Origin of the sequence: Desulfobulbus rhabdoformis, assembly GCF_016919065.1 — a bacterium.
GTDB lineage: Bacteria > Desulfobacterota > Desulfobulbia > Desulfobulbales > Desulfobulbaceae > Desulfobulbus > Desulfobulbus rhabdoformis.
Map to the genome: position 1 here is coordinate 55,028 of NZ_JAFFQA010000024.1, position 21,428 is coordinate 76,455.

A 21,428-nucleotide genomic window follows, 5' to 3' on the forward strand; every position below is an offset into this window, starting at 1 on the left:
TTAATCCTCCCTCTGGATGCCTACTGCCGCTAAAACTGAAGTGCTGTAACCCGACGCGCTCATTTGATGCAATTTCAGATCCTCTGGAATATTCGCTTCAAAATTAGCAAGCCCGGTTGCGTAAGACGATCCGGCCCACGCAACCGGGGTGCCGTCCGTATGCAGTGCGCACATATACGCGTTTGCCCCAGCCATCATTAAATCGGTAGGGACCAAGCCTGCAGGCTTGTCCCCAAAAAGGGTTACAAAGGTCGTGTTCTCCGCCCAAGTTCCGTCGCTTTTATAAGCGGCGTACCAGTTTTGCCCCGCGACAGCGCAAACCGCCCCTGATATGGCCGCAAGTTCTGCCGGAGTGGGGCTTGTTGTCATGCTTGTTGCCCCAGCGACCCCCACGTTCCCATTAGTGTCAACAAAAGCTCCCCACATCCTACCGGCGCTACCGGTTGAGAGCGGGAAGTTGCTACCCATATTCCGAGTTGTATAATTATGGTTCCCCCAAAACTCCCAATTGCCATCCTCCAGAAAGACAATCGCCCAATAACAAGTATTTGAGAGATTAAACCGTTCACCACATACTGACACAGCGTTAGAAACAATAGGCGGTGCCCCCACTTGCCCCATGTATAACCCTAAAACTCCTACAGTCCCGGAAGTTGTCACATAGATCAAGGGACCGTTTGTCAAGGCAAAATCAGCGATACCACTGAGGGAATCCCAGCCCGGGAAATAAGTATTTACAGTGGTTTCCGAGCTTCCCCACATCGATAAAGTCCCATTGGCTCTAAGGGCACAACCGAACTTACCGTCAGGGGATATTTCCACTTTCGTCGCGTATAGCTCGGAAGGGACATTGGAAACCCCGTAGATAGTAGTGGCGGCTGTTCCAAAACCAACCACCAACCCCTCCTGCCCAGTGTCACCGCTCCCGCTCCCTCCAGGCCCCTCAATTGGCCACAAGGTATCGGGCCATGTCTTTGCCGATTTTTGAATAGCAAAGGTCACAGAATAATCGGTGTAGATGATGCCCTTGCCCTGCACCGGGGAGTAGCCGGTAATCCGGCAATAGTGGTCGTTGTAGCCAAGCAACGGTAGCCAATCTGCGTCGATCCAGTTGAGCCCAAAATTCAACTCCCGATCCCAAAGATTTTCAAAGCTCGCTACTTGATCGCCGTGCGTGAGGTGGTTGTGGAGCAAACGGAACACACAGGTCAAGGTGTCGCCGCCGCCTGATCCCCACCTCCGCAGTTCTTTGCGCCCTGATTGCAGGGTACGCGCTCTAACGTCAGGGACCGGAGTGATTGTCAGGTTTGTCCGGAGGGGTGCCGGTAATGTTAAAGGCCAGGTAACCGCCATTTAATCCTCGTCCTCAACCCAATACAGGGCGCTATCTGCCACGGTGGCAATGACCTCAACGGTGATCGTTAGATCGAGCCCATAACCATCCATAGTCGCTGTCCACGGTGACTCTTCGTTAAACCGAAGGAAATGATGAGCAAGCCCTACCGCTTCCAGCCATGGGGCAGTAAACGGGGCACATTGATTCAGCGTCTCATCCCACCACGCCCTAAACGTCTGAAATTGAGTAGTGGTCAACCCCTTGAACGTAAACTGCCTAGTGTACTCCGGATAGGTGCGGGTACGCATGGGATTCACCCGCTCTTCCGGGTCCAATAAGCCATTTAACTGCTGGCCGCTGTAATCAATATGCGGTGCCTGTGGCAACGTGCTCGGCCATACCTCCATCAGAATTTCCTCCGTGCGCCGTACAGGCTACCCATGGTCTTGTGGAGGCCCTGCCCACGCCCCATGCGATCACTGATCTTGCTTTCGACCATTTTCACCATCACGTCGAGAGAGCCGTCGTTGTTGGTCCGGGTTTCAGTCTCAGCCTTCACGCCAGGGGCTTCAACAACTGTCATGTTAACTTGAGGAGATTTGCCACTACTCCCGTTAGCCTGTAGCCCCTTGCCAATTGCCGCCATTTGCCCCTCAGTTAAAACCGATTCACCATTTTTAAGGATACTTAGGAACTCATCACTCATAAGACCAGTGTGGTGCTTTGGTACCTTGGAGAGATCAGGTGTCGGTATTGTCCGGTAAAAGGTCGGCGAATCCGTACCTATGGTTCCGCCACCATGAAAGCTTCCCAAGGTCTGCCCACCGGTCACGCCGTATTGCACTTTTGTCTGTCCACCACCAAACAAACCAGCACCTGATCCGCTGAACATTGACTGTATAGCACTCATCATGACCATTTTGAGGTACATTTTGGTCATGTCTTGGAGGATATCGAACACCACGTCGCTGATCGTATCGCCCAACGCTTCCCAAGATTCAGACAAACTGGCGTTTCCCTGGGCGACGTCGCGGAAAAGCTGGCTCATCGCATCGGCGGACTCGTCCAAGGCGTCAGGAAGGGCGTCTTTGTAAAAATCGATTAATTCTTCCTGAGTGTCATCCTTCGCACTGCTCCACCCCACCTCGACGAGCCCGGTCGCATCTCCGGTCTTGTTGAACTTATCCTCGGCTACCTTCTCGGCTCGCTCTTTTTCCAGGGCTATAACTCGCTGGGTGAACAACCGATGAGCCAACTCTTTATCCTGGGTAGCCTGAATAAAGTTGAACTTTTCAGCCTCCTCGTGAGCAATCATCAACCGAAAAGTCTCTTCCGAAACCAGGCCGATCTCGTTGTAAGCCACGAGCAAGGCGTCGTATTTGGCCTGAGCTGCCCGATCCTCCTCGTACTGGTCGCTGGTGGTCACGCGGCTATTCGCTTTAATCTCCGCGAGTTGACGGTAAACCTCCGCCTGGTCTCCTAAAACGGACCCTAAGCGTTCATACTGAGAAATGAGGCTTTGTAGCTTGTTGGCATCTTCAACCGTGAAACCACCCCCCTCTGCCTCTCCCTGCCCCTTGTTTTTAGCCAGCCGCCCACGGAGTTCGATAATTTTCTGACCAGTTTGCTCGTAAGCTGCGCGGGTCGCTTCTAATTCGGATTTCGCTTCACCCAAACGTGCGTTAAACGCATCGATCTCCGCCCCACCCTCTTGGATATCCCGAGCCATGCTATAGACGATCTGGCCAAACTCACCCATCCCGGCTTCGGCTACCTGATCGTTGAGCCGCTGCATGGATTGAACAGACTTCTGCGCTGACTGAGTCCACTCTTCACCAACCTTAGCTGCGGCACGGGCATCATTGGTGTAGTTACGGATCTCGGCACTTAAACGCTTGAGCCCTGCACGTTCAGCCTTTGTAGCCGCTGTACTGGCTTTACGCTGCGCCTTAACCCTGAGCAACGCCAATTCCTCTTTGTACTTGGCATCCAGAAGCTCCTTCTCAGCGGGGGAGGAAGCGAACTTTTTCCTCTTCTCGTAAAGAGCCTCTAGTTGTTGCTCCTCTGTACGGAGATACTTAACTAGCTCCTCGTGCCCCTTGATCCACTCCTCATCGACCACCTCTTTTTTATTTGGTTTATAGGTGGCGGAACCACTCTGAATCTCATCAAGATTCTTGAGTTCTCCGCCAAGGTCGATAATCTGCTGTTTCACCTCGGCAATATCAGTCTTGACGGTCTCAGGGTCACGAATGCCAATCGCCACCTGGCTCATCACCTCGTCTTGCGAGTAAACGAGTTCCTGTTGCAGATCCTTGTACTGCTGCCTCAACTCTTTCAACTGACTCGATCGATCATCCGACATTTCTGCCGCCAGCTCTTTTTGGCGCTTTTTCGTATCTTCTATATCAGCTTCAATCTCGCTGGCATCACGAGCACTAGTTAACAATTTCGCGACAGAGTTCTTTGAGGTTTTAAGCTCAAGCTTCAGTCGCTTTAACTTCTCTGAGAGGTAGTCCATTTCGAAAGAGCCATCCCTCAACCCCTCGAAGGTCACGGTAAAAGTTTTATCTCCCCACTCTTCGTTGATGCCGGACAGGGCCTCGTTCAAATGCTCCAACCCGAGGCCAATAGCCCCGGGTAGGTCTGTAGGGACCGGTAAATCGCCAGTTATACCTATAAGGTCTTTAATCTCCTGAGCGGCATTTCTCGCCGTGGTCGCAATGTTGCCGACAATGCCTAACACTTGGGTTAAGACATTAAGGGTGCCAGACGCCTGCTCAAGAGTCAGTTCAAACATTGCCCCCAGTACGTCCTTGTTCTGTCGAATAAATTCAATAAACCCTTCAATTTTATCCTGAACCGCCTCCACACCCGCCATGTACTCGGCGTTCCACTCAAGCTCGCGAGTCTCCTCGTTGATAGAAGCGATCCCCTGTTGCCAATCATAGAGACCATCCCGAATAGCCTCGAAAAGCGGCTCAGTCGTTTGAGCGGACAACTGTTTAAGTACGTCAACGGTATTCGAGGCAACGCCGGTCCAGGTCTTTTGCAGGCGAGCTCCAAACGCTTGATACGCCGACAGCTTAGACATTAAAAAATCAAAAAGTCCTTGTACGTCCCCTTCAAATTGCTTGATATCCTTGTTCGTGATGCCGAGAGCTGTGGCGATTCGAGTATTCTTTGGGTTGATGCCGCCATTCAGCAATGAGCGCATTTCCTCGCCCATCTGCCCAATTAGCATGCCCGTGGTATCAACCGCCCCTGCAGCCTGCATCATGGCGACCGTGAATTGCTCAACCTGATCCTTATTAAACCCCTTGGTCAGGGCAACCGGCGCAGCTTCCTGGTACGCTTTAATCAGTTGATCGAGCGTAGCGATGGTCTCAAGGTTGGAAGCCCTGAGCCGCTGAATAACATCGTCAGCGTCGTCCATGGCTGCAACCATGGCCTGCTCTCCAGTTAAGACCTTGCCGGTGATATCGTCGATATACTGACCGTTGTTCAAAAAGGCGGCAGAGATGCCAAGTGTGGCGGTCTCAACCGTGGCGTTGAAGTCAAAAACTGTGGCATTGACAATACGTTGAGCGGAATAGGCAGCCTGCTCCAACAAAAGAAATTTACCGGCAGCCATGGCAATGGAACCGCTGAACAGATCCATTTTCTTCTTGCCAGTGTCAGCCACTCGATAGAGCGAATCAGCGGCCCGTTCAATGCTTTCAATAGGCAAGTCAAAGTCCTTACCCAGTTGACGCATCTCCCGCTCGGTCAGCTCAAGTTGAGTCGCCAAACGTTTAAGTGCATTCTCCTGAGTTCGGACCATTGATGTTTTCGACATCCGAGCTTGGAGTTGACGCATCTCGTCATCGGTAAAATCGATATGCTTTGCCAACTCATCAAGATCATTCGCAAAAGCATCAGCGGCTTTCCCAGCTAACCGCTCTGCACTCCTGAGAGCGGTGAGATCTTCAGCCATGGTCGCGTACTGGCCAGAGTACCCCTGGAAAAGCTGTCCTTGTGCCCCACCTGAGAGATTTGTCAATGTAGGGATATTGGGTAAATTACGGATCTGGTCCGCATACGACTTAACGACAGCTTCAGCCCCATGAATGGCCACCGCGGCCTGCTCGGCGCGCTCGTTAGAGAACCCCATCTGTTTAGCCAGGGCGACAACTTCTTCTCTGGCTAAACCGGCTGTGTCGGCTAAGGTTTTAAACGAGTCGAAACGGACCTTTTCACTGGCAATTGAAGCAATTCGCCCCTGCAGGGCATCTAGCTCATTCGCTGTGAGCCCCACGCGAGAGCCAAGCTCTGTCAATTCCTCCTTGGTTAAAGCGAAAGAAGCTTTTGCCGCGTCAGAGGCTCCAGCAATAGCGACGAGGTTGCGAACCAAGCCCTGTTCACCACCCTGCATCCCCCTACTCAAACTCACCTCAGCTGGGGCAATGGGGTCCACGTAGGTGTCGAACTTGGGAAGATTAGCCACACGCTTGGCAAACGCTGTGGCCCTGTCCTCAGCGCCATGGAGAGCTGTTGCCACCTTGTCAATTTGTTCAACCGAAAGCCCCATCTCTTGGCCGAACTCTTTAATCTCCTGGCGAGACATTTCCGCGCCCTGAGCTAGGGCCTTGAAGGCATTGACCTGGGCTGTATCGGCCACAGACGTACTGATTCGGTCCTTGAGCTGGATGAACTGCTCAGATGTCAGCCCTGCTTTCGAGCGCAGGGTCTCTAGCTCTGCCTCAGTTAAAGCAAAAGAGTTCCTGGCAACATTCGCAGCATCAGAGACAGCGATTAGATTGCCTGCAAACTGAGAGGCTTCACCCTGTAACCCCTGCTCAAACCCGAATGCTGCAGGTTGAACCATCTCGGTATGGAGCTTGATTTTGGGCAGAGCTGCGATTCTATCGGCAAAAGACAGCGCTTTGACCTCAGCTCCATGAAGAGCATCAGCCACCCGCTCAACACCTTCAGCCTGAACCCCCATAGTTTTACCGAGAGTCCCGATCTCTTCACGAGTTAACCCTGCGGCCACCGCAACCGCCTTTAAAGCTTGCTCCTGGGTCTTCTCTGCGGCAACCGACGCTGCCTTTGATTTAAGCTCCTGGAGCTGAGAGACTGTTAACCCAGTTTTCAGCGACAGCTCATCAAGATCGCGCTCAATAACCTCAAAGCTCTGGTGAGCAGCTTGCGAGGCTCCAGTAATGCTGACCAACTCCTTGGCAAATTGATCAACGCCAGAAAACATTTTGGCATCGAGCGAGCTAGTAGCCGCCTCTGGTAGAGAGATGTAGCGTTGGAGGGGTGGGATCGAGCGAATAGCCTCAGCCAAGGTCCGGACTTTTTTTTCTGCGCCATGGACCGAATAGGCCACTTTCTCGATTTGGGCTTCAGAGAGACCGAACTGCTGCCCAAGCTCTTTGATTTCATCACGAGCGAGGCCAGCGGAGGTGGCAATACGTTTGAGAGCGTTTTCCTGAGCTCCAGAAACCTTTGTTTGAAGCAGGCGACTTTGCAACCTTTCAAGCTGCTTTTCGGTGAGACCGGTGATTTTTCGAAGTTCCCCGAGGTCCACCCCGACGCTTTTAAAGGTTGAAGAAGCGACCCCGCGAGCCTGTTGAAGGCTAGAGAACTGCTTAACCAAACGATCAAGGCTATTACGCACAACAGTAGGCGACAGTGCATTGTTCAGCGCGTTAGAGATCCCGGTCGCTTGGTCAGTGGCAAAAGCTTTAGCCTGCTTCAGCTTTTGCTGTAACTCGCTATAGTCGCCCTTAATCTCAACGTAAATACCGGGGAGTTTACCGGTGCCACTCATTCGCTATTTCCTCAACTCGTTGATTCTCTTCGTTGCGTACAAACGGCCACGCTCAACAGCGGGGCGCATGAAAGGATGCGGAGGGACGTGCTCGCTTGTGCGTTTACCCCACAGCACCTTCACATGACCAAACTCGACTAAAAAAGCATGAAACCCTCGCGCCCTGGTTGCCCCGGTGCCACGATTTCGACCAGTCGCTTTAACGATGTACCCACCGTTGATAAACTTCGACCGACGCTTGCCAATAGACTTGCGCAGGTTATGAGTGCGATCAATAAACGCGCTTGTGGCTTTAGCGTCGTCCCGGATAACGTCAGCCACATCGCTTAGCAAAGCGTCAATCACCTCTGTATTCTGGGCCAGTTGAGCAGCGATCCCGGCGTCCCAGTCAACCAAGGACACTGACGCAGTTTTCATTGACGCCATTTAACCCTCACTTTTTCTGAGTTCTTCCAAGGCTGACGCCTCCATAACTCGAAGCCCGTCAAAGACAAAAGAACGCTCCTCGCGAGGCACGCCGCGCCGCTCCTCAATTATAGGTAGAACCCCATAATCCAATCCAACCACTCCACCTGGCCCCACACGCCACTGTGTCATCATTGAAACAAAAACTTGAACCACCAAAGCATTATCTGGCCAAACCTCATCGCCGGTATCTTGAAACCCCTCAGCCTCCATCACAAGATCGAGGGGAAGGCCAAGGCGAATGCTTGCCTGTTCAGGGGTTTCTCTACTGTCGCTGCCCACCAGCCGAGCAGCGACAGCCCTTAATTTTTTACTCGACTCTCGTAAACTTCTCTGTGATACGCGGTGATAATCTCATTGCCAGAGGGGATGTAATTTGCGAGAAGTTTCTCTAAATTCTCTTTGGAGAACTCAACGTCCACACCGCTCCACCCTTCCACGATTTCAAAAACAGAATCGAGTATAGGCTTTTTCTTGATTGCCTTGCCAAACTCCTCAAGTTCCGCCCGGTCTTTACTCTTAAAAGTGACGGTGATTTTTTCAGGTTCGGTTTTCCCGGGAACAGAAAGGGAAACCTCAGTAGTGAATGTTGGCCCTGGATTAATTTTGAACATTGATCAAATTCCCTCCCGATCCCGAAAAAACCGGCGACTGCCTCGGGGAAACAGCCACCGGCGAAACCTTACGATGCGTAATAGGTCGGCGTGCCGTTCATGGTGATGACAGCTTTTGTAGTTACCAACCCCTGCGCCTGCCCACCAGGAAGCATGGAGCAGCCGACATATCCGGCGAAATACACTTTCTTGCCACCGGTGCCGAATTGGAACTCAAACACACGCTTGCCCTGAACATCAGAAGCGGACTTCATTGCCAGTAAGCCGGGGTCTGAGGCATCCCAGATGTGGTCGAACTCGAAACTGATAGCCGAAGGTAGACCAGGCATCTGCTTTTTCGCGTTGTCATGGATGGTGGTTGTGTCGATGAAATCGAACTCACCACCAGAAGAGTTGATGGTGGTTGCGGTGACAATCGAGGTTCCCAAGGTGGCCCTTTGCACGGTGCCGCTGGAAAAATCGTCAAAAAGTGTTGAATCGACACCTTCAAGTTCAAAAGTGTCGGTTGCGGGGTTTGCGACACGGGCTACTTTTTCATTGAGTTGGTGCATACCGACACACTCAAGATAGACAATGTCGCCGGCCGAAAAGCCGTGTCCTGCCGCGCTGACAACAGCGGGGCTTGCTTTAGAGATAGCGGTAACGGTAACACTTGCGGCAATTGCCGATTGCATCCGCACCGCCACATTCTTCCATACTGTGGGGGTTGCCATTTTCTTCTGTCCTCTCCGTCATCACGACGGTGAATAAGATTGTTTCCGGCCCTGTCTCACGACGGTCCTTTCGTTTGCTGCTTAGGATGTCAAATATCCCAAACTTGATATTCAGTGATATATCGATAACTCTTAGAGATGGGGTCGTACTCGCCAGCCATCTGGAGAGTTATCAAACCTTCCAGGCTGGAGGATTCGATCGCATCCTTCAGATCCCCAAGGGATAAACCCTTGGCCTGTTCGGGGGTCCGCGCAAAAACATCGACCTGATACGTGCAACTCGTGGCTTCCGTGGCTCCATGGATCGTGTTTAGGGGGGTTCCCGTTATTTCGTAAAAAACAGCATAGGGAAGCTGCTTGCCCGGCGAGCGGTTAACCGTGTTGTGTGCCCCACCAGCTAGCAACGGTCCGATTACTGCTCGCAAATCAGTGTCAATGGACATTCAAGCCTCAATCAAATTTTCATTATATTTACCTTTATGTTTCTTTTTTGGGAAATTACAAAAGAACAATACCTGCAACTCCTCTCAAAGTCAAGGCGTCACCCGTTGTTTGCACCAGTCTTTGCGTGAAATTCCAGCTCGGTCCCTTCCTTCACAGGGATAACAGCGATGATGTCGAAATGCTCCCCCTTGTGTTCGATCCTCATAGAGGTATCAACCCCAGGTATATAACGAGTCCAGAAACGAACGGTGGTTTCCGACTGCGCAGCCTGGGCAGACATAATCTCTCGACCAGAGAGATACTTTTTTTTCGCCCAAGCCCGGCAAAAAGGTGTCCAGTCATCGACGACACCGCCCCATTCATCCTCAACCTCTCCTTTAGATTGGATCGTTATAATGTAGCGCCTCTGGGGTATCCGCACTATATCACTCCCCGTGTTGAATCCATGGCGAACCAATGCGAGGCCGCTCGATGATATTTTGCAGTTGAGGTTTGCTCAGGGTCGCGACTGGTTTCGTAGAGACCAGCTATCATTATCTGCAACCCTGTAGCGACCAGTGGGTCAATTTCCCCTAAAAATAACGAACCGGCCCCTGTGTTTGCAAAAGAAACCGCATCACCGTCTAAGTTCTCTGAAAGCCTCAACGAGTCCCCTGCAACATCACGAACAAAGTAGAGCTTCCAAGTCTCCAGCCCCTCGGGGAGTACACCACCTGAGACACTTAGGCGCACGGTATCCCCATCGGTGAACGGGTTGTTTGCGACAAGCAGTTCGTTAGTGTCTGAATTGGCCGAAAAAGGCACAATCATTCCAGCCCAGTATCGAACACGGATGGGCTTTACCTCTCGAAGATCACCAACAGGCCAGTGTTCGTCGTGTCTCAATACAACCTGGGGGATTAGACTAGTGTTGTCGATGTAGAATCTATCAAAGGTGAACTCCTGGTCGTCAACTGTCCAATAGGTCACAGAATCAAGCTTACGAAAAGGGGGTAACGGTAAACCTATAGACTTCCCTTTCGGCCAACGATCCAAAAATAAATCGTAACCGGAGTAAACCACGGTTTTTCCAGCTTCAACCTCTGCTGTAGCTGCGGCCCCAACAATAGCCGAACGAACCGCCGTGTCGTGCTCCGGCAACAGGTCGGCTTCGTCAATATCAACGGCCAAGGTGAGCATAACCTTTGCCTCGGCTAGGCTTACAGGCAAAACCACAGGCGGGGTATTGCGCACTAAGGAAGAGAACATTACTCACCTGCAGTTTCGTTTTTCTCAACCTCGGCGCCACCCTCACTGGCCTTGCTTGCCGATTTCTGGGCAGCCTTTTTACCAGAGGTTTTTGTCTCAGCCTTGGCCTCCACAACCTCTTCAGCCAGGTTCCGATTGATAAAATGCATGGCTGATCGATACGACTTATCTACCACTTGCCTTTCTTCATAACTCTCGCCATCGCAAGCCTTCTCTTCATAGTTCTGCAAAAAACGAATTTTCATCAGATCCTCTCTGTAGAAAAAAAAACAAAGGCCCGAGCCCAAGGAGCCCGGGCCTAAAACAAACCTCGCAAAATCTTCTCTTGTTTAATCGCTCATGGCGCTTGGAAGCTCCGCCCCACCGTATTTCGCCGGCCAGAGAATGTAGGTCACGCCAATAACCGTGGCGGCAGCATCACCTGTCCCTACGCGAACACAATCGAAACCTCCATTGGTATCGAGATCCGTGTCTTTAACCTCAAGCACATACACAGCTTGGGCACTGGCTGTTGCATCGGTGGTAAAGGTGTCATCAGCTACTTCAGTTTCAACGAGGGTATCGGTTGAGCCTGCCTCCAGATTCGCAAGCACCATGTCAAAAGACAGCTCTTTTTCATTCGCCCCGGCTCGACTTGTAGCCTGATGCAGGGTAATATCACTACCCGTCACTCCAGCCGCCTCGTTTATAACGGTGATTACAGCGGTGAGTTTAGTGTACCCCTTCATGGAAGCGTACAAAGGTACAGTGGAGTTCGGCGTGGTTGAAACAAGACCAGCAACAAACTTTACCTGCTCAGCAAGAAATGCATTTGGATTCATAAATTTTCCTTATCAAAGAAGAACGGCGCGAGTTACACACCCGCGCCAAATAGTCAGTGTTTCAGTTAGCCCCGTTCATCAAGAACAACAAAAGGAGATAATGTATTGGTTCCGTGCTTCGGCTTGACCGGCTGGGAGAGCCACGGCTGACCAGCGACGCGCAGGACAAACTTGAAAGCAACTAAATCGTAATCAAACCAGAGGTGGATAGAGGTTTCCTGGCGAATCCCCCTGGTCTTCACGGCTGTAAGATACCGCTTCAGATCAACCAGCATGATATCGCCTTGGTCCCCTAAAGACTTACACGCCTGAGATGGGATCATGGGGCGACCGAACAAAGAACCATAAGGGGCTCCCGAAAGACCTCCTGGAGGCATATACACCGGGTAACCGCCAACGAAATCAGTCCCAGCCATGTTCTTGATTTTGATAGCCGCTGTTAAAATCTGGGGCTCGATATCCTGGTTATACAGCCACACCGAGGTACGACGCGAAGGCGCATAACATCTCGCCCACATATTGATCAGGTTTTCCGCCTGGATCGTATCAGCCTCCTGCCCTGTCTCCTTGGGAATAGAGATAGTGCAAGGAGCATTTAAAACCCCCATAGGCATCCCTACGCCGTTACCGGTAACGATGGCATCGTTGATCCGAAAGTTAATCTTCTCGGGTGCTTTCTTACGAAGGTAGCTATCCATAGCGGGGGCATCTTCAAGCAGCTCCTCGGTAACTCCAACCAGAGCTGTCAATTTATTCAAGCGAATAGTGTTGTTTCCCAGGTGCGGTTTTGTGCCTGTGAATTTATGAGCCTCACCTTCCCAATACGCCTGAATACCTTTCTGATCATCCCAAGAGGTAGTCTCATCAACCGGCAAGACCAGGGTATTACTCCCGGTGGGCATATTATCCGTGTACGGCAACAGGGAATCTTCACCATCAAGCAATACCTGAATATCTTTCCTGAAATCAGGGGGGACAGCAAAACCACCGTCAGTGCCCCGACCTTCAGATGCACCGGACGCCGGGGTGGAATTAGCCAGCAATCGCGGGTCCATCTGATTTCCACCGCAGGAATCCTTAACTGCCAGGGCGTAATCACCAAAGGTGCGGAAACCCCATTTACCTTTATCCTCATTCACGACGATGGCTGATCGCCGACGCTGCTGCGGATTCGGGTTACGGGCACTAGCCTGCGGATTCGGGTCTTCAGGAGCGCTTTGGCGTCCCTGTGGGGTCGCGAGACTGTTGGTCTGCGCAGTAATCCGCTCACGTCGCTCGATATCGGCCATCACGGTATCAAATTGCGCCATGACAGACTCAAGGTTCGTCTCCTCGTCTTCGGTAAGAGCTCGCCGTTCAGCATCAGCCAAGGCCTGGATAGTTTGGGCCTGCTCGTTAAGATCGATCAACTGCTCCTTCAACTCATCCACCGTTACGCCATCATTGCGCAGTAAGGCTACTAACGGATGATCCGGCACAATTATAAGAACTTTCGTTTTCATATTTCCCTTCTCATTTAACTTTATGTTTCCTTTTTGGGAAACCATAGATAATAAAAAATTGCCGCCCTTCCGCGACCGGCGCATCCGGGAGTTTGGTTGAGACTGGCTCGACCTAACCTTTTACGAGCGCGATTTACGCGCAGCCTGTCCCATTGCGGCGAGCTTGGCTCTGCGTGTAAGGTTTCTTTCGACGTTCCCCTCTGGCTCTTTCAAGGCTTTGGCTAGAGCATCGGGCACGTTTTTAAAATTTTTCAATTCACAACTGGCCAATGCAGCCATAGCTACTGGCTCTGACACGGTGTCAACAAGCCCTTGCTCAAGGGCCTCTTGCGCTGTTAACCAGGTCTCAGCGGACATCATGCTCGATAACGTCTCTTCGTCAGCCCCTTCTCGCTTGCAGTATGTCTGAAGCAGTGTGTCACGGATCTTGTCCATGGTGTCTGCCATCTGGCGAAAATCATCAGCAGTTCCACCAATCACCGACCAAGGGTCATGAATCATCATGTAGCCGTTATGGGCAATTCGAATCTCATCCCCAGCCATGGCTACAATGGAGGCGATAGAAGCAGCCAGGCCATCGATATCAACAATGATACGAGCGCCTGTTTTCACCAGCGTATTGTAGATAGCAATTCCGTCAAAAACGTTTCCACCGTCAGAGTTTATCCGGACTTTCAGTTCGTCCAGCGGCCCCAGCGCTTTCACGTCCTCGGCAAACCGTTTAGCAGAAAGTCCACCAAACCAACCTTCACCGATGTTCTCGTAAATAAGCACCTCGGCTTTTTTCGTTCCTTTTGCATTGATCTGATAAATTCCCTTTTTCATCAACTCCTCTTCAGCGCGGCAATCCGCACTGCCTGGTCAATAAGATAGTTTGAAATCTCAACGGATCGCTCTTCTATGGAATCAAGCTCAGGATTCAAAAGATCATCCTGAATCATACGTAAATGGCGACCTTTGAAGCCGCTGATCAAAACTGATATATCGCTATTCCTAAGCTCAAGAATTTCACCAAGAGCCTCGCAAGCGGGGGTGATTTTTCGTTCGATATACCGGCTGTGTTCCCTAGAAAAAATAGAGATCCACTGGCTATTGAGCACGCCACGCCTCTGGGCATCTATGGCTCGTTTCACTTCCCTGGAGGAAATATCTCGGGCAGCGGCTTCAAAAATAGGGCGAACCGCATCTGTAACCTTGTCTGAGTGGTTAGGTTCATCCTGACCCGCAGGCTCCACTGGTTCTTCGCCAATTTTCTCCAGGGTTGTTTGATTGATTTGCACAAGCCGCTTGTCGCCAACGGGGCCGATAGTATTGCGATCCTCAAGTTCAAGTATGTCGTTCACACTGAAGGCACCAAGATTGGACATGACCTTATAGTGCTCAGTCCTGCTCTCTACATCGCCCCTAAGCAGACCGCCCATATTTAGCTTGTTAAACGTTCGACCTCTTGATGCCGCGAAAAGTTTAACATCAGTTTCACACTCAATCCGCGTTGCCCAAGGAAGAATAGTGTCCGTGGCAAACTCTATCCCTTGGTGCTCAATGTTATTATTCGTCGAGCGCTCAAGGTCGCTCATCTTGTGGAGAGGCATGCGAAACCATCGAGCTATTTCTGCAAGCTGAAACTTCCTGGTTTCCAAGAACTGAGAATCATTTGGCGAAAAACCGATCTTTTCAAGCTTTGTCGCCTCTTCAAGGAGCAACAAACGGTGACTCTTCCCAAGCCCGGAATACTGATTCATTAGACTCTCTTCCAGGTTCTTGCGTGCCCGATCTGTAAGCTTATTGGGGTGAGAGGCCACGACCCCCGGATGTGTGCCATTCTCGAAATAATTCGACCCGAACTGTTCGCAGGCCAAGCCAAGGGCAATACTCTTGGCAGCCATAGAAATGACCGAGTACCCTGACAAGCCGTCATAACCAAGACCGTGCAGATGCAGCATATTGGCGGCGGGGATGTAAACCTCGTCAAAACCATCACCGAACACCCGGTAAAACAACTGCCCATTCTCAAGACGAACAGGCTCGACACGGTGAGGAGGGATTGGCCATAAAGCTGATATGCGATTAGAGAAATCTCGTTCGATCTCAGCGTATCCATTCCCCCAAGTAAGCGCCCAAGCAACAAGCACCTCTTTCAACGTGAACGAGGTCATTTCGGAGTTAGGCTGCCTGTACAGCATCCAGTCGATATGGCCGTTCATCACCTCTTTATTCTTCGCACCAACACGCTTGTAAACGTGCCAGGGAAGACAGGCGATCGTCTCGGAGATGATTTTGACGCAAGACCAAACTGCTGAATAATTCAGCGCATTGTCTTCATTGACATGCACGCCGGCTGAACGCACAAAGGTGCGCACGGGCGAAGTCACCTTGTTTGGCTCGGCTGATCGACGCCCAGCTCTGTTTTTCACTATCGGGCCAAGGAGACTCGCCACTATTCATCACCTTCGGAGGTCTCTGTTTCCTGATCATTCGCAGCGTTTTTCCATGCTCCAAACACAGCGTAACTCATCATGATAACGCCAACGATTATGTAGCTAACCCGGGGATCAAATAGCCAAATCCCATACCCGAGTAGCCCCAGCCCTAGAAGGGCAATTATGTCAAAAACAATACTCAACCTTTTCTCCAGTTTTACATCAAAGTTTCCTTTTTGGAAAATTTAAAACGCGAGAACGCCACGTTTTTCATATACAGACGCGGTTGACCTTGGTTCTGGGTCCATGGCCATTAAGGCAACAGCCATAAGCGTAGCTATCAATGGGTCAATTTTACCAGTGCCGGACGCCTGTTTAGTTATCAGCACCGCATTGCCCTTTGGCTCCACCCGGGCATTCGATACGCACCAGTTCATCAACGGCTGGCCACCATGGATCAAATTCTTCTCAGCAACCCGGCGCTCGGCTGCCTTAATCGCCCCGTTCATTCGCCACCCCTGCGATATGCCAACCACTCGCTCGTAATCGATACCAGTCTCAACAATTGCATCGACAATATCGTTGATTCCAGCGGGGTCAACGCCAATCCGGTCAAGAAGCCCACTATCTTCCAGGCGCTCAACCAACGAACAAAGGTCAAAAATATCGTCCCCGATCTCTTCAACGATAACCAAGTCGCCATCCTTCTCGAAGCCGCGATACCGAGGAGCCTCTGTTTTTCTACGCTCCAGAGCGATAGGATGAACCCACGCCCTAGTCCAGAGTCGCCAAATTCTCGAATCTTCGGCATCTCGACCAATGACTGCGAACCCGAGCAAGTCGTCCAATCCACCACCGTCTATTCCAGCGGTAAGGACATCGGACTTGGCCAAGATCTCATCAAGGGTGACCGTGCAATCTTCCGCACTTAACCAAAAGTCAGCCCCGGGCCAGCGATCGGCCCGGAGGTTCAACCCTATCTCAATATTTAGATGCTTAGCCAGAAACTTTTGCAGCGAGCCGTCAGTATTACCCAGAACCTTCTTCAGATTATCAGCAAGCCATTCAGCAGAAACCGAACGCCCCTCGTTTGGGTTCGTTATGTAAAAATTTTCCGGCTGAAGATAGGCCTTGCCCTTGACCATGTGCCTGGGAAACTCGTATAGAATCCCAAGCGATTTAGGATCATGAATATCCCCGTCACGGACCTTACGGAAATACTCAATCTTATCCTTAAATACACCAGCCGGTGGCTCGTCACTCTGAGTAGTGAGGTAGATAATCCACCCCTCGTCACGGCTAATCTGCCCACCGGTGGCCTCCATGAACATGCCTTCAGCATTCATCCTTTTACCGAAGAGCCAGTGCTCATCCACCAAGATCCGTCCAGACTTTTTGCCAGAAACCGTGTCGGTGTCGGCTGCAACAACTTTAAGCGAAGCCTTGGTGGCCCGATGGGTAATCGTTCTAATGTGGTCCTGAACGTGAAAGATGGCCGTCAGTTTAGGCTCAGCCCGTACCATACCGGCTGCAGGCTTGAAGCTATTGTCGGCGACTTCTTTCGTCGGGGCCAGAATCAGGTGTTCCTCATCCTCACGCCAGCAAATAATAACAGCCGTCAGCATGATACCGGCTGCAATTGTACTCTTGGTGTTCTTCTTGCTGATCAGCAGGTAAAATTCCCGGATCAACTGCTTGCCGGTTCTTTCGTCGTAGGCACCAAAGATGGCAAGAACGAAATCGAACACCCACTGTTCACTGACCTCGCCAAAGGTTGGCTTGCCCGGCAGGTCGGTAATTCTTAATTTTTTGAAGATTGAAAGGGCATATTCTGCCGTGGTTGGGAAAATCGGCGGGGGGATAATTGATTGCCGATTTATCAACCGCTGCTCCCAATCAGGGCAAGCGGTAGACCAATTCAACCTTGAGCTTTCCTTATCAATTCAATGATAGCTGGCGAGGCCTTAACAACCACATACTCACGGCTGGTGCCAAGGGTGCCAATATTAAAAAGGTTATCCACTAGATCACCTGCACGATCGACAAGCATCGTGCCGTACTCGACAGACACAAGCTTGACCATCCCCTCCCATTCGCTTTCCTTCCGAAAGAGGATCCTTGTCTCGCCGATCGCTACAAAAAAACCAGCCGGTTCCAATTTAACCTTAAACATACTCAATGAACCGCAGAGCCAGGTTTCGCCATAGGTCGAAAATCTCCCCCCTGGCTCTCCTCCTCTGCAGCCTCCTGGACGCTCTTTTTTTTGCCGCCTTTATCAGCTCGCTCATGAACAAACGGGGCAGAAGCGACAGCCATGCGATCACGCCGCCCAGGGTCCACCTTTGGATTATTCATGACTCGAAGCATGTACTCCAATGGGGAAAGGGCCTCCTGGGTCTCAGGGTCGTACTCATCAGGTACCACTTTATTACCCGATCCCTTTTTTCTTCCAGCCCCAGGCCGACTTCCACCTGCCATTTTTTAACCTCTACGCGAGTTCTCCTCCCGAGTCTTCTTCTTGTGGCAAACGCCACAGAGAGACTGGAGATTCTTGTCGTCATCAGTGCCGCCATCTGCAAGAGGGGTGACGTGGTCAACATCGGTAGCCATCGTCACGCGCCCCATTCGTTGGCATTCCTGGCACAAGTAACCGTCTCGCTTCAAAATCCGCAGACGAATCCTTTTCCAAGAGCCACCGCGTTGACGCTTAACGACTGGGGCAGTTTTAGACCGCCCCAGTTTACCCAATTTAGGATTCCCCAATCCCAAACACTTCATTCTTTTCGCGGACTTCACCCGTATCGTCTTTGTTGAAAGAATAATGAAACAAAAGAACCGAAACAATCGATCTCCAGCCATGGCGCCTGGTTTTAAGGTTTTGCGTCAGTGGATTACCAATTGGATCTCTTTTTATTTCCCTTTTTGGAATACTATCACGAAAAAAAAATAGCGCAAGGAAAAAACTACAACCCTGAATCCACCCCTAGGTAATCCGCCATACAGGTGACAGCCGTTCTCCAACCTTTACACACTACCACCTTGCACCCCTGCTGCTCCAACAGTCGATGGATGCGTTTCTGTTCCTCTGATACTCGACCACCAGAGACGCGCTTTAACTCAATACGCAGGCCAGAGAACGGAAACCTTTTGACCGGCAGGTCTATATCGGGCCACCCCTTACGCAACCCCTGCCCTTTGAGCTTGTTTCTGGTTTTAGGCCCGACCTTAACTCCATTGAGACTAGCATTACACAGTTCAAGCTCTGGCACCCGGATCTGATTAGCATAAACCCATTTGAATACCTGCTCCTGCTCCCATTCCTCCAATGGGCAGTCATTTTTTGCCATTCACCGCCTCCTCCATCCAGTTGATTACCGCCAGGCCATTAGCGGGGAATTTTCGCACAAAGGCCAGGGTCTCCCGAGTCTCCTTGACTTTACCTTTTGAAACCAAAAATGTAAACACGGTGGAAAAAATTTGGTGTTTTCCGCTTGGCACCAGCACGACGAACCGGGCAGCTAACCCCCGTTTTTTGAACCAGAGCACGGTCATCCCCTCAACAAAGAACGTTCGTGGCGGTTGTAGGCTTTCCACCACTTCGATGGACACCGAACGCCTCTCAGCTTCCATCTTTTCACGCTGCTCCCCCCTTATGATCTCTAGGCATTGAGCAATCGCTTGCTTGTAACTCTTCGGGTAATCTCTCACCAGAGCTTTATATCCCTTGTCCACCTCCGAAATCCCTTGGCCTCTTTTTACAAGGGTATAGGTCAGCGGTTTTGTGCTCGTTCCGCCGTTTCTACTTTTTCTTCTATTTGGGGTTATGGTAAAACGCGCCCCCTTCCCTTTTTCGCCAAGTGATTTTTCTACCAGGAATCTCACGTATTTCACCTCCAGATTTGAGCTATTCTCTCTGTCTGGTTTTTGAGCGCCTTTTACTAGCTCGCAACAAAAACAGGGGCGCGGCTTTAGCGCACCCTGCTTTTACGTAGTAAAAGTGAAAAACTCCAGACATTCGTTCAACGGAATATAGCATACTTCCATTGTCTGGACCAGGAAAACCAGACAATCTCGTCCAGACAATGGAACTTACTGTTTTTACGTTAAACGAATGTCTGGGGTAAAAATCCAGAGCACCCAGATGGAGAACTTAAAAAAAGGGGTCGTGGACCACAGTACCTCACATTGTGGTGTACCCTGTTTCAGGGTACTACCTTCCAGGTTGCACCACGGTGTGGGATGCTGGTGTACAGAGGAAAACGTGAGGTCAAGATGGATACCCCCCCTTTCCCATGGGGCAGAATAGTGCCACCCTGTGCCACAATGAGCGATTATTTCACCATTCTCGCCCTAAGCGTGGAACATCTATTGCATACACTTGAATTTCCGACTTTTTTTCCACTTTTTGATTGTTTTTCAAGTGCCCTATAGCCGCTCTGGTGAAAAAAATCAAAAAACAGGAAATTTTCTGCACATGAGGAGCGCGGCGGTCGCCAGCCCGTCAGACCGGCAAGGATTTGCCCCGCCCCACCCTTAACCACTTGGAACCACGATAAAAACCAGGCAAGACCGTCACGGCAAGACCATGAGCACACCACGAGCTCTGGCGAGACAACCACCACCAGGCCACCAGCTGAACCACAACAAGTACACCACGAGACCAGACCACCAGCTGCGCACACCACACCAGAAGCGAGACCAGACAGGGGGCAGGTGTGAGCATGGCTTATATATACAGGGAGACTGAATGCAAGAAAAATATCGCGCATTATCTCGCTGTTGTTTCGTTGTTATTTACAGCTAATACTTTTTTGGGAAATAAAATGGGAAACAAAGCAGAAAAAAAGCTTGAAGTTTCCAAAAAGGGAAAGTAAAAAGGAAGTCAAGAACAACGAAACAAATCACTAACCACCAGGGAGTCCAAAAACCATGCATGAAATAGCCTTTAAAGCAATTGTTGCCGATTACGACGAGCAAGGCTTTGCCTGGTGGTTGGCAGATGAATTGAGCGAAATGCAGGTTGATTTTGATGTTCTGGGGGAAATGCTGGAATAACAACCGAATTGCAGCATTTCCTTTGGTCGAGTGGTCCTGAAAATGAAAGTTTTTTAGAAAGGTGAAAAAATGGTTGACGCACTAAAACAAACAGGGTACATGGAAAGTGTCACGGCAAAATCCGTGGCCGGGTTTAGCAGCTCGAATAGACGGCGGACGCACCGCCACCATACTCTGTTAGGCGGTTTTTTTGCGTCCAGTGCGCAGCATTGCTCTATTGTTTGGGCGGTGGTGTGCGGGAGACCTCGTGTCTGCCGGTTGTCCGTCTACCGGTCTGCTAACCCGCATATCACCGCCCTTTTTGCGTTTAGCAGCGCAAAGGGGTGGAAACGGTTTCCACCAAATCAAGACGGAGCAAAGACCATGTTACAGAGCAGCGCAATTACCCCGCAAGTTTTCACCTTCCACCTTGAATCCACCATTAAGAAAGAAGTACGCACCATAAACGTCAACGGCGAATTCTGGTTTGTTGCAAAAGATATCGCGGACGCACTTGGTTACGTGTGGAATGGTACAAAGTCAGTATCACACGTTCCGGGAGAATGGCGAGGGGTGGAAACCGTTCCTACCCTATCTGGCAACCAGGATATGCTGATCATATCTGAACAAGGCCTTTACTATTTCCTAGGTCGATCAGATAAACCTGCAGCCTTGCCTTTTCAAAAGTGGATTGCAGGTGAAGTGCTCCCGACAATCCGCAAAACAGGTGGCTTTCAACCGCTCCCTTTCCCAGAGAATCAGGATGTAATCAATCTTCTCCAAGGCCTTTCTGGTATTTACTGGCGCGCTCAACAGGCGTCTATGCGTATGGGTGCAGTTGAACGTGAAATAAAGTTAATGGTAAAGGAAACCCTGCATATTTTCGAACGAATAAGGATAGATTGTGTGAGTGAGGCACGAACGAACCACAATCTTATCCGGGGTTGGACAAGCCCGGCCTCTCAAAGGAAATAAATATTGCTCTGGAATATACTGGAAGCACTACCAGAATG

25 protein-coding genes are annotated in these 21,428 nt (G+C 50.8%); 3 read left to right on the plus strand and 22 right to left on the minus strand.

Features of this window, described 5'->3' with window-relative positions:
- The 22 genes from JWJ90_RS13540 to JWJ90_RS13645 all read right to left on the minus strand — a co-directional run bounded on the left by JWJ90_RS13540 (position 1) and on the right by JWJ90_RS13645 (position 20,104).
- Positions 1-1,353 (minus strand): RCC1 domain-containing protein, encoded by a 1,353-nt coding sequence (locus JWJ90_RS13540; protein ID WP_205227766.1) that lies wholly within the window; start codon positions 1,351-1,353, stop codon positions 1-3.
- The gene (locus tag JWJ90_RS13545; RefSeq protein ID WP_205227767.1) at positions 1,354-1,743 is read right to left on the minus strand and encodes a hypothetical protein; all 390 of its coding nucleotides are present in this window, start codon (positions 1,741-1,743) and stop codon (positions 1,354-1,356) included.
- Positions 1,743-7,154: a hypothetical protein gene (locus JWJ90_RS13550; protein WP_205227768.1), complete on the minus strand. Its 5,412-nt coding sequence runs from the start codon at positions 7,152-7,154 to the stop codon at positions 1,743-1,745. The genes JWJ90_RS13545 and JWJ90_RS13550 overlap by 1 nt, the downstream gene beginning before the upstream one ends.
- 3 nt (positions 7,155-7,157) lie before the next feature.
- Entirely contained in the window at positions 7,158-7,571 is a 414-nt protein-coding gene (locus JWJ90_RS13555) for an HK97 gp10 family phage protein (protein ID WP_205227769.1), read from the minus strand.
- Between the two features lie 9 nt (positions 7,572-7,580).
- Complete coding sequence (locus JWJ90_RS13560) at positions 7,581-7,901, minus strand: DUF1799 domain-containing protein (RefSeq protein WP_205227770.1); 321 nt, start codon at positions 7,899-7,901, stop codon at positions 7,581-7,583.
- A gap of 20 nt (positions 7,902-7,921) precedes the next feature.
- A complete protein-coding gene (locus tag JWJ90_RS13565; RefSeq protein ID WP_205227771.1) occupies positions 7,922-8,233 on the minus strand; it encodes a phage tail assembly chaperone in 312 nt (103 codons plus the stop codon).
- A 68-nt stretch (positions 8,234-8,301) separates the two neighbouring features.
- Entirely contained in the window at positions 8,302-8,946 is a 645-nt protein-coding gene (locus tag JWJ90_RS13570) for a phage tail tube protein (RefSeq protein WP_205227772.1), read from the minus strand.
- A gap of 89 nt (positions 8,947-9,035) precedes the next feature.
- Positions 9,036-9,389 (minus strand): tail completion protein gp17, encoded by a 354-nt coding sequence (gp17, locus tag JWJ90_RS13575; RefSeq protein WP_205227773.1) that lies wholly within the window; start codon positions 9,387-9,389, stop codon positions 9,036-9,038.
- A gap of 98 nt (positions 9,390-9,487) precedes the next feature.
- A complete protein-coding gene (locus tag JWJ90_RS13580; RefSeq protein WP_205227774.1) occupies positions 9,488-9,811 on the minus strand; it encodes a phage head closure protein in 324 nt (107 codons plus the stop codon).
- A complete protein-coding gene (locus JWJ90_RS13585) occupies positions 9,811-10,638 on the minus strand; it encodes a head-tail connector protein (RefSeq protein WP_205227775.1) in 828 nt (275 codons plus the stop codon). The genes JWJ90_RS13580 and JWJ90_RS13585 overlap by 1 nt, the downstream gene beginning before the upstream one ends.
- Positions 10,638-10,883 carry a hypothetical protein gene (locus JWJ90_RS13590; RefSeq protein WP_205227776.1) on the minus strand — a complete coding sequence of 82 codons (246 nt, stop codon included), beginning with the start codon at positions 10,881-10,883 and terminating at the stop codon, positions 10,638-10,640. The genes JWJ90_RS13585 and JWJ90_RS13590 overlap by 1 nt, the downstream gene beginning before the upstream one ends.
- 84 nt (positions 10,884-10,967) lie before the next feature.
- Entirely contained in the window at positions 10,968-11,459 is a 492-nt protein-coding gene (locus JWJ90_RS13595) for a hypothetical protein (RefSeq protein WP_205227777.1), read from the minus strand.
- A gap of 65 nt (positions 11,460-11,524) precedes the next feature.
- Entirely contained in the window at positions 11,525-12,961 is a 1,437-nt protein-coding gene (locus JWJ90_RS13600; RefSeq protein ID WP_205227778.1) for a phage major capsid protein, read from the minus strand.
- A 120-nt stretch (positions 12,962-13,081) separates the two neighbouring features.
- Complete coding sequence (locus JWJ90_RS13605) at positions 13,082-13,786, minus strand: head maturation protease, ClpP-related (protein WP_205227779.1); 705 nt, start codon at positions 13,784-13,786, stop codon at positions 13,082-13,084.
- On the minus strand, positions 13,786-15,321 hold the full coding sequence (locus tag JWJ90_RS13610) for a phage portal protein (protein ID WP_205227780.1): 1,536 nt from the start codon (positions 15,319-15,321) through the stop codon (positions 13,786-13,788). The genes JWJ90_RS13605 and JWJ90_RS13610 overlap by 1 nt, the downstream gene beginning before the upstream one ends.
- Before the next feature lie 305 nt (positions 15,322-15,626).
- Positions 15,627-17,303, minus strand: coding sequence for a terminase large subunit (locus tag JWJ90_RS13615; protein WP_205227781.1), 1,677 nt, complete (start codon positions 17,301-17,303; stop codon positions 15,627-15,629).
- Entirely contained in the window at positions 17,300-17,464 is a 165-nt protein-coding gene (locus tag JWJ90_RS13620) for a hypothetical protein (RefSeq protein WP_205227782.1), read from the minus strand. The genes JWJ90_RS13615 and JWJ90_RS13620 overlap by 4 nt, the downstream gene beginning before the upstream one ends.
- Before the next feature lie 92 nt (positions 17,465-17,556).
- Complete coding sequence (locus JWJ90_RS13625) at positions 17,557-17,859, minus strand: hypothetical protein (RefSeq protein WP_205227783.1); 303 nt, start codon at positions 17,857-17,859, stop codon at positions 17,557-17,559.
- Positions 17,860-17,862: 3 nt separating this feature from the next.
- Positions 17,863-18,240 (minus strand): HNH endonuclease, encoded by a 378-nt coding sequence (locus JWJ90_RS23615; RefSeq protein WP_420828917.1) that lies wholly within the window; start codon positions 18,238-18,240, stop codon positions 17,863-17,865.
- A gap of 104 nt (positions 18,241-18,344) precedes the next feature.
- On the minus strand, positions 18,345-18,728 hold the full coding sequence (locus tag JWJ90_RS13635) for a VRR-NUC domain-containing protein (RefSeq protein WP_205227785.1): 384 nt from the start codon (positions 18,726-18,728) through the stop codon (positions 18,345-18,347).
- The gene (locus JWJ90_RS13640) at positions 18,715-19,113 is read right to left on the minus strand and encodes a hypothetical protein (protein ID WP_205227786.1); all 399 of its coding nucleotides are present in this window, start codon (positions 19,111-19,113) and stop codon (positions 18,715-18,717) included. The genes JWJ90_RS13635 and JWJ90_RS13640 overlap by 14 nt, the downstream gene beginning before the upstream one ends.
- 769 nt (positions 19,114-19,882) lie before the next feature.
- On the minus strand, positions 19,883-20,104 hold the full coding sequence (locus JWJ90_RS13645; RefSeq protein WP_205227787.1) for a hypothetical protein: 222 nt from the start codon (positions 20,102-20,104) through the stop codon (positions 19,883-19,885).
- Between JWJ90_RS13645 and JWJ90_RS13650 the strand changes: the two genes are divergently transcribed.
- From JWJ90_RS13650 to JWJ90_RS13655, 3 genes are all read left to right on the plus strand, one after another.
- Complete coding sequence (locus JWJ90_RS13650) at positions 20,103-20,255, plus strand: hypothetical protein (protein ID WP_205227788.1); 153 nt, start codon at positions 20,103-20,105, stop codon at positions 20,253-20,255. The genes JWJ90_RS13645 and JWJ90_RS13650 overlap by 2 nt on opposite strands.
- A gap of 55 nt (positions 20,256-20,310) precedes the next feature.
- Positions 20,311-20,436 (plus strand): hypothetical protein, encoded by a 126-nt coding sequence (locus JWJ90_RS23620; protein ID WP_275889115.1) that lies wholly within the window; start codon positions 20,311-20,313, stop codon positions 20,434-20,436.
- A 363-nt stretch (positions 20,437-20,799) separates the two neighbouring features.
- On the plus strand, positions 20,800-21,390 hold the full coding sequence (locus JWJ90_RS13655) for a BRO-N domain-containing protein (protein ID WP_205227789.1): 591 nt from the start codon (positions 20,800-20,802) through the stop codon (positions 21,388-21,390).
- The last annotated feature ends 38 nt before the right edge of the window (positions 21,391-21,428 follow it).

Excerpts from the sequence above, each read along its gene's own strand:
- JWJ90_RS13540 (WP_205227766.1), bottom strand. The coding sequence starts at position 1,353 with ATGGCGGTTACCTGGCCTTTAACATTACCGGCACCCCTCCGGACAAAC.
- JWJ90_RS13545 (WP_205227767.1), bottom strand. The coding sequence starts at position 1,743 with ATGGAGGTATGGCCGAGCACGTTGCCACAGGCACCGCATATTGATTAC.
- JWJ90_RS13550 (WP_205227768.1), bottom strand. The coding sequence starts at position 7,154 with ATGAGTGGCACCGGTAAACTCCCCGGTATTTACGTTGAGATTAAGGGC.
- JWJ90_RS13555 (WP_205227769.1), bottom strand. The coding sequence starts at position 7,571 with ATGAAAACTGCGTCAGTGTCCTTGGTTGACTGGGACGCCGGGATCGCT.
- JWJ90_RS13565 (WP_205227771.1), bottom strand. The coding sequence starts at position 8,233 with ATGTTCAAAATTAATCCAGGGCCAACATTCACTACTGAGGTTTCCCTT.
- JWJ90_RS13570 (WP_205227772.1), bottom strand. The coding sequence starts at position 8,946 with ATGGCAACCCCCACAGTATGGAAGAATGTGGCGGTGCGGATGCAATCG.
- gp17 (WP_205227773.1), bottom strand. The coding sequence starts at position 9,389 with ATGTCCATTGACACTGATTTGCGAGCAGTAATCGGACCGTTGCTAGCT.
- JWJ90_RS13585 (WP_205227775.1), bottom strand. The coding sequence starts at position 10,638 with ATGTTCTCTTCCTTAGTGCGCAATACCCCGCCTGTGGTTTTGCCTGTA.
- JWJ90_RS13590 (WP_205227776.1), bottom strand. The coding sequence starts at position 10,883 with ATGAAAATTCGTTTTTTGCAGAACTATGAAGAGAAGGCTTGCGATGGC.
- JWJ90_RS13595 (WP_205227777.1), bottom strand. The coding sequence starts at position 11,459 with ATGAATCCAAATGCATTTCTTGCTGAGCAGGTAAAGTTTGTTGCTGGT.
- JWJ90_RS13600 (WP_205227778.1), bottom strand. The coding sequence starts at position 12,961 with ATGAAAACGAAAGTTCTTATAATTGTGCCGGATCATCCGTTAGTAGCC.
- JWJ90_RS13605 (WP_205227779.1), bottom strand. The coding sequence starts at position 13,786 with ATGAAAAAGGGAATTTATCAGATCAATGCAAAAGGAACGAAAAAAGCC.
- JWJ90_RS13620 (WP_205227782.1), bottom strand. The coding sequence starts at position 17,464 with ATGGTCAAGCTTGTGTCTGTCGAGTACGGCACGATGCTTGTCGATCGT.
- JWJ90_RS13625 (WP_205227783.1), bottom strand. The coding sequence starts at position 17,859 with ATGGCAGGTGGAAGTCGGCCTGGGGCTGGAAGAAAAAAGGGATCGGGT.
- JWJ90_RS23615 (WP_420828917.1), bottom strand. The coding sequence starts at position 18,240 with ATGGCTGGAGATCGATTGTTTCGGTTCTTTTGTTTCATTATTCTTTCA.
- JWJ90_RS13635 (WP_205227785.1), bottom strand. The coding sequence starts at position 18,728 with ATGGCAAAAAATGACTGCCCATTGGAGGAATGGGAGCAGGAGCAGGTA.
- JWJ90_RS13650 (WP_205227788.1), top strand. The coding sequence starts at position 20,103 with ATGGCTTATATATACAGGGAGACTGAATGCAAGAAAAATATCGCGCAT.
- JWJ90_RS13645 (WP_205227787.1), bottom strand. The coding sequence starts at position 20,104 with ATGCTCACACCTGCCCCCTGTCTGGTCTCGCTTCTGGTGTGGTGTGCG.
- JWJ90_RS23620 (WP_275889115.1), top strand. The coding sequence starts at position 20,311 with ATGCATGAAATAGCCTTTAAAGCAATTGTTGCCGATTACGACGAGCAA.
- JWJ90_RS13655 (WP_205227789.1), top strand. The coding sequence starts at position 20,800 with ATGTTACAGAGCAGCGCAATTACCCCGCAAGTTTTCACCTTCCACCTT.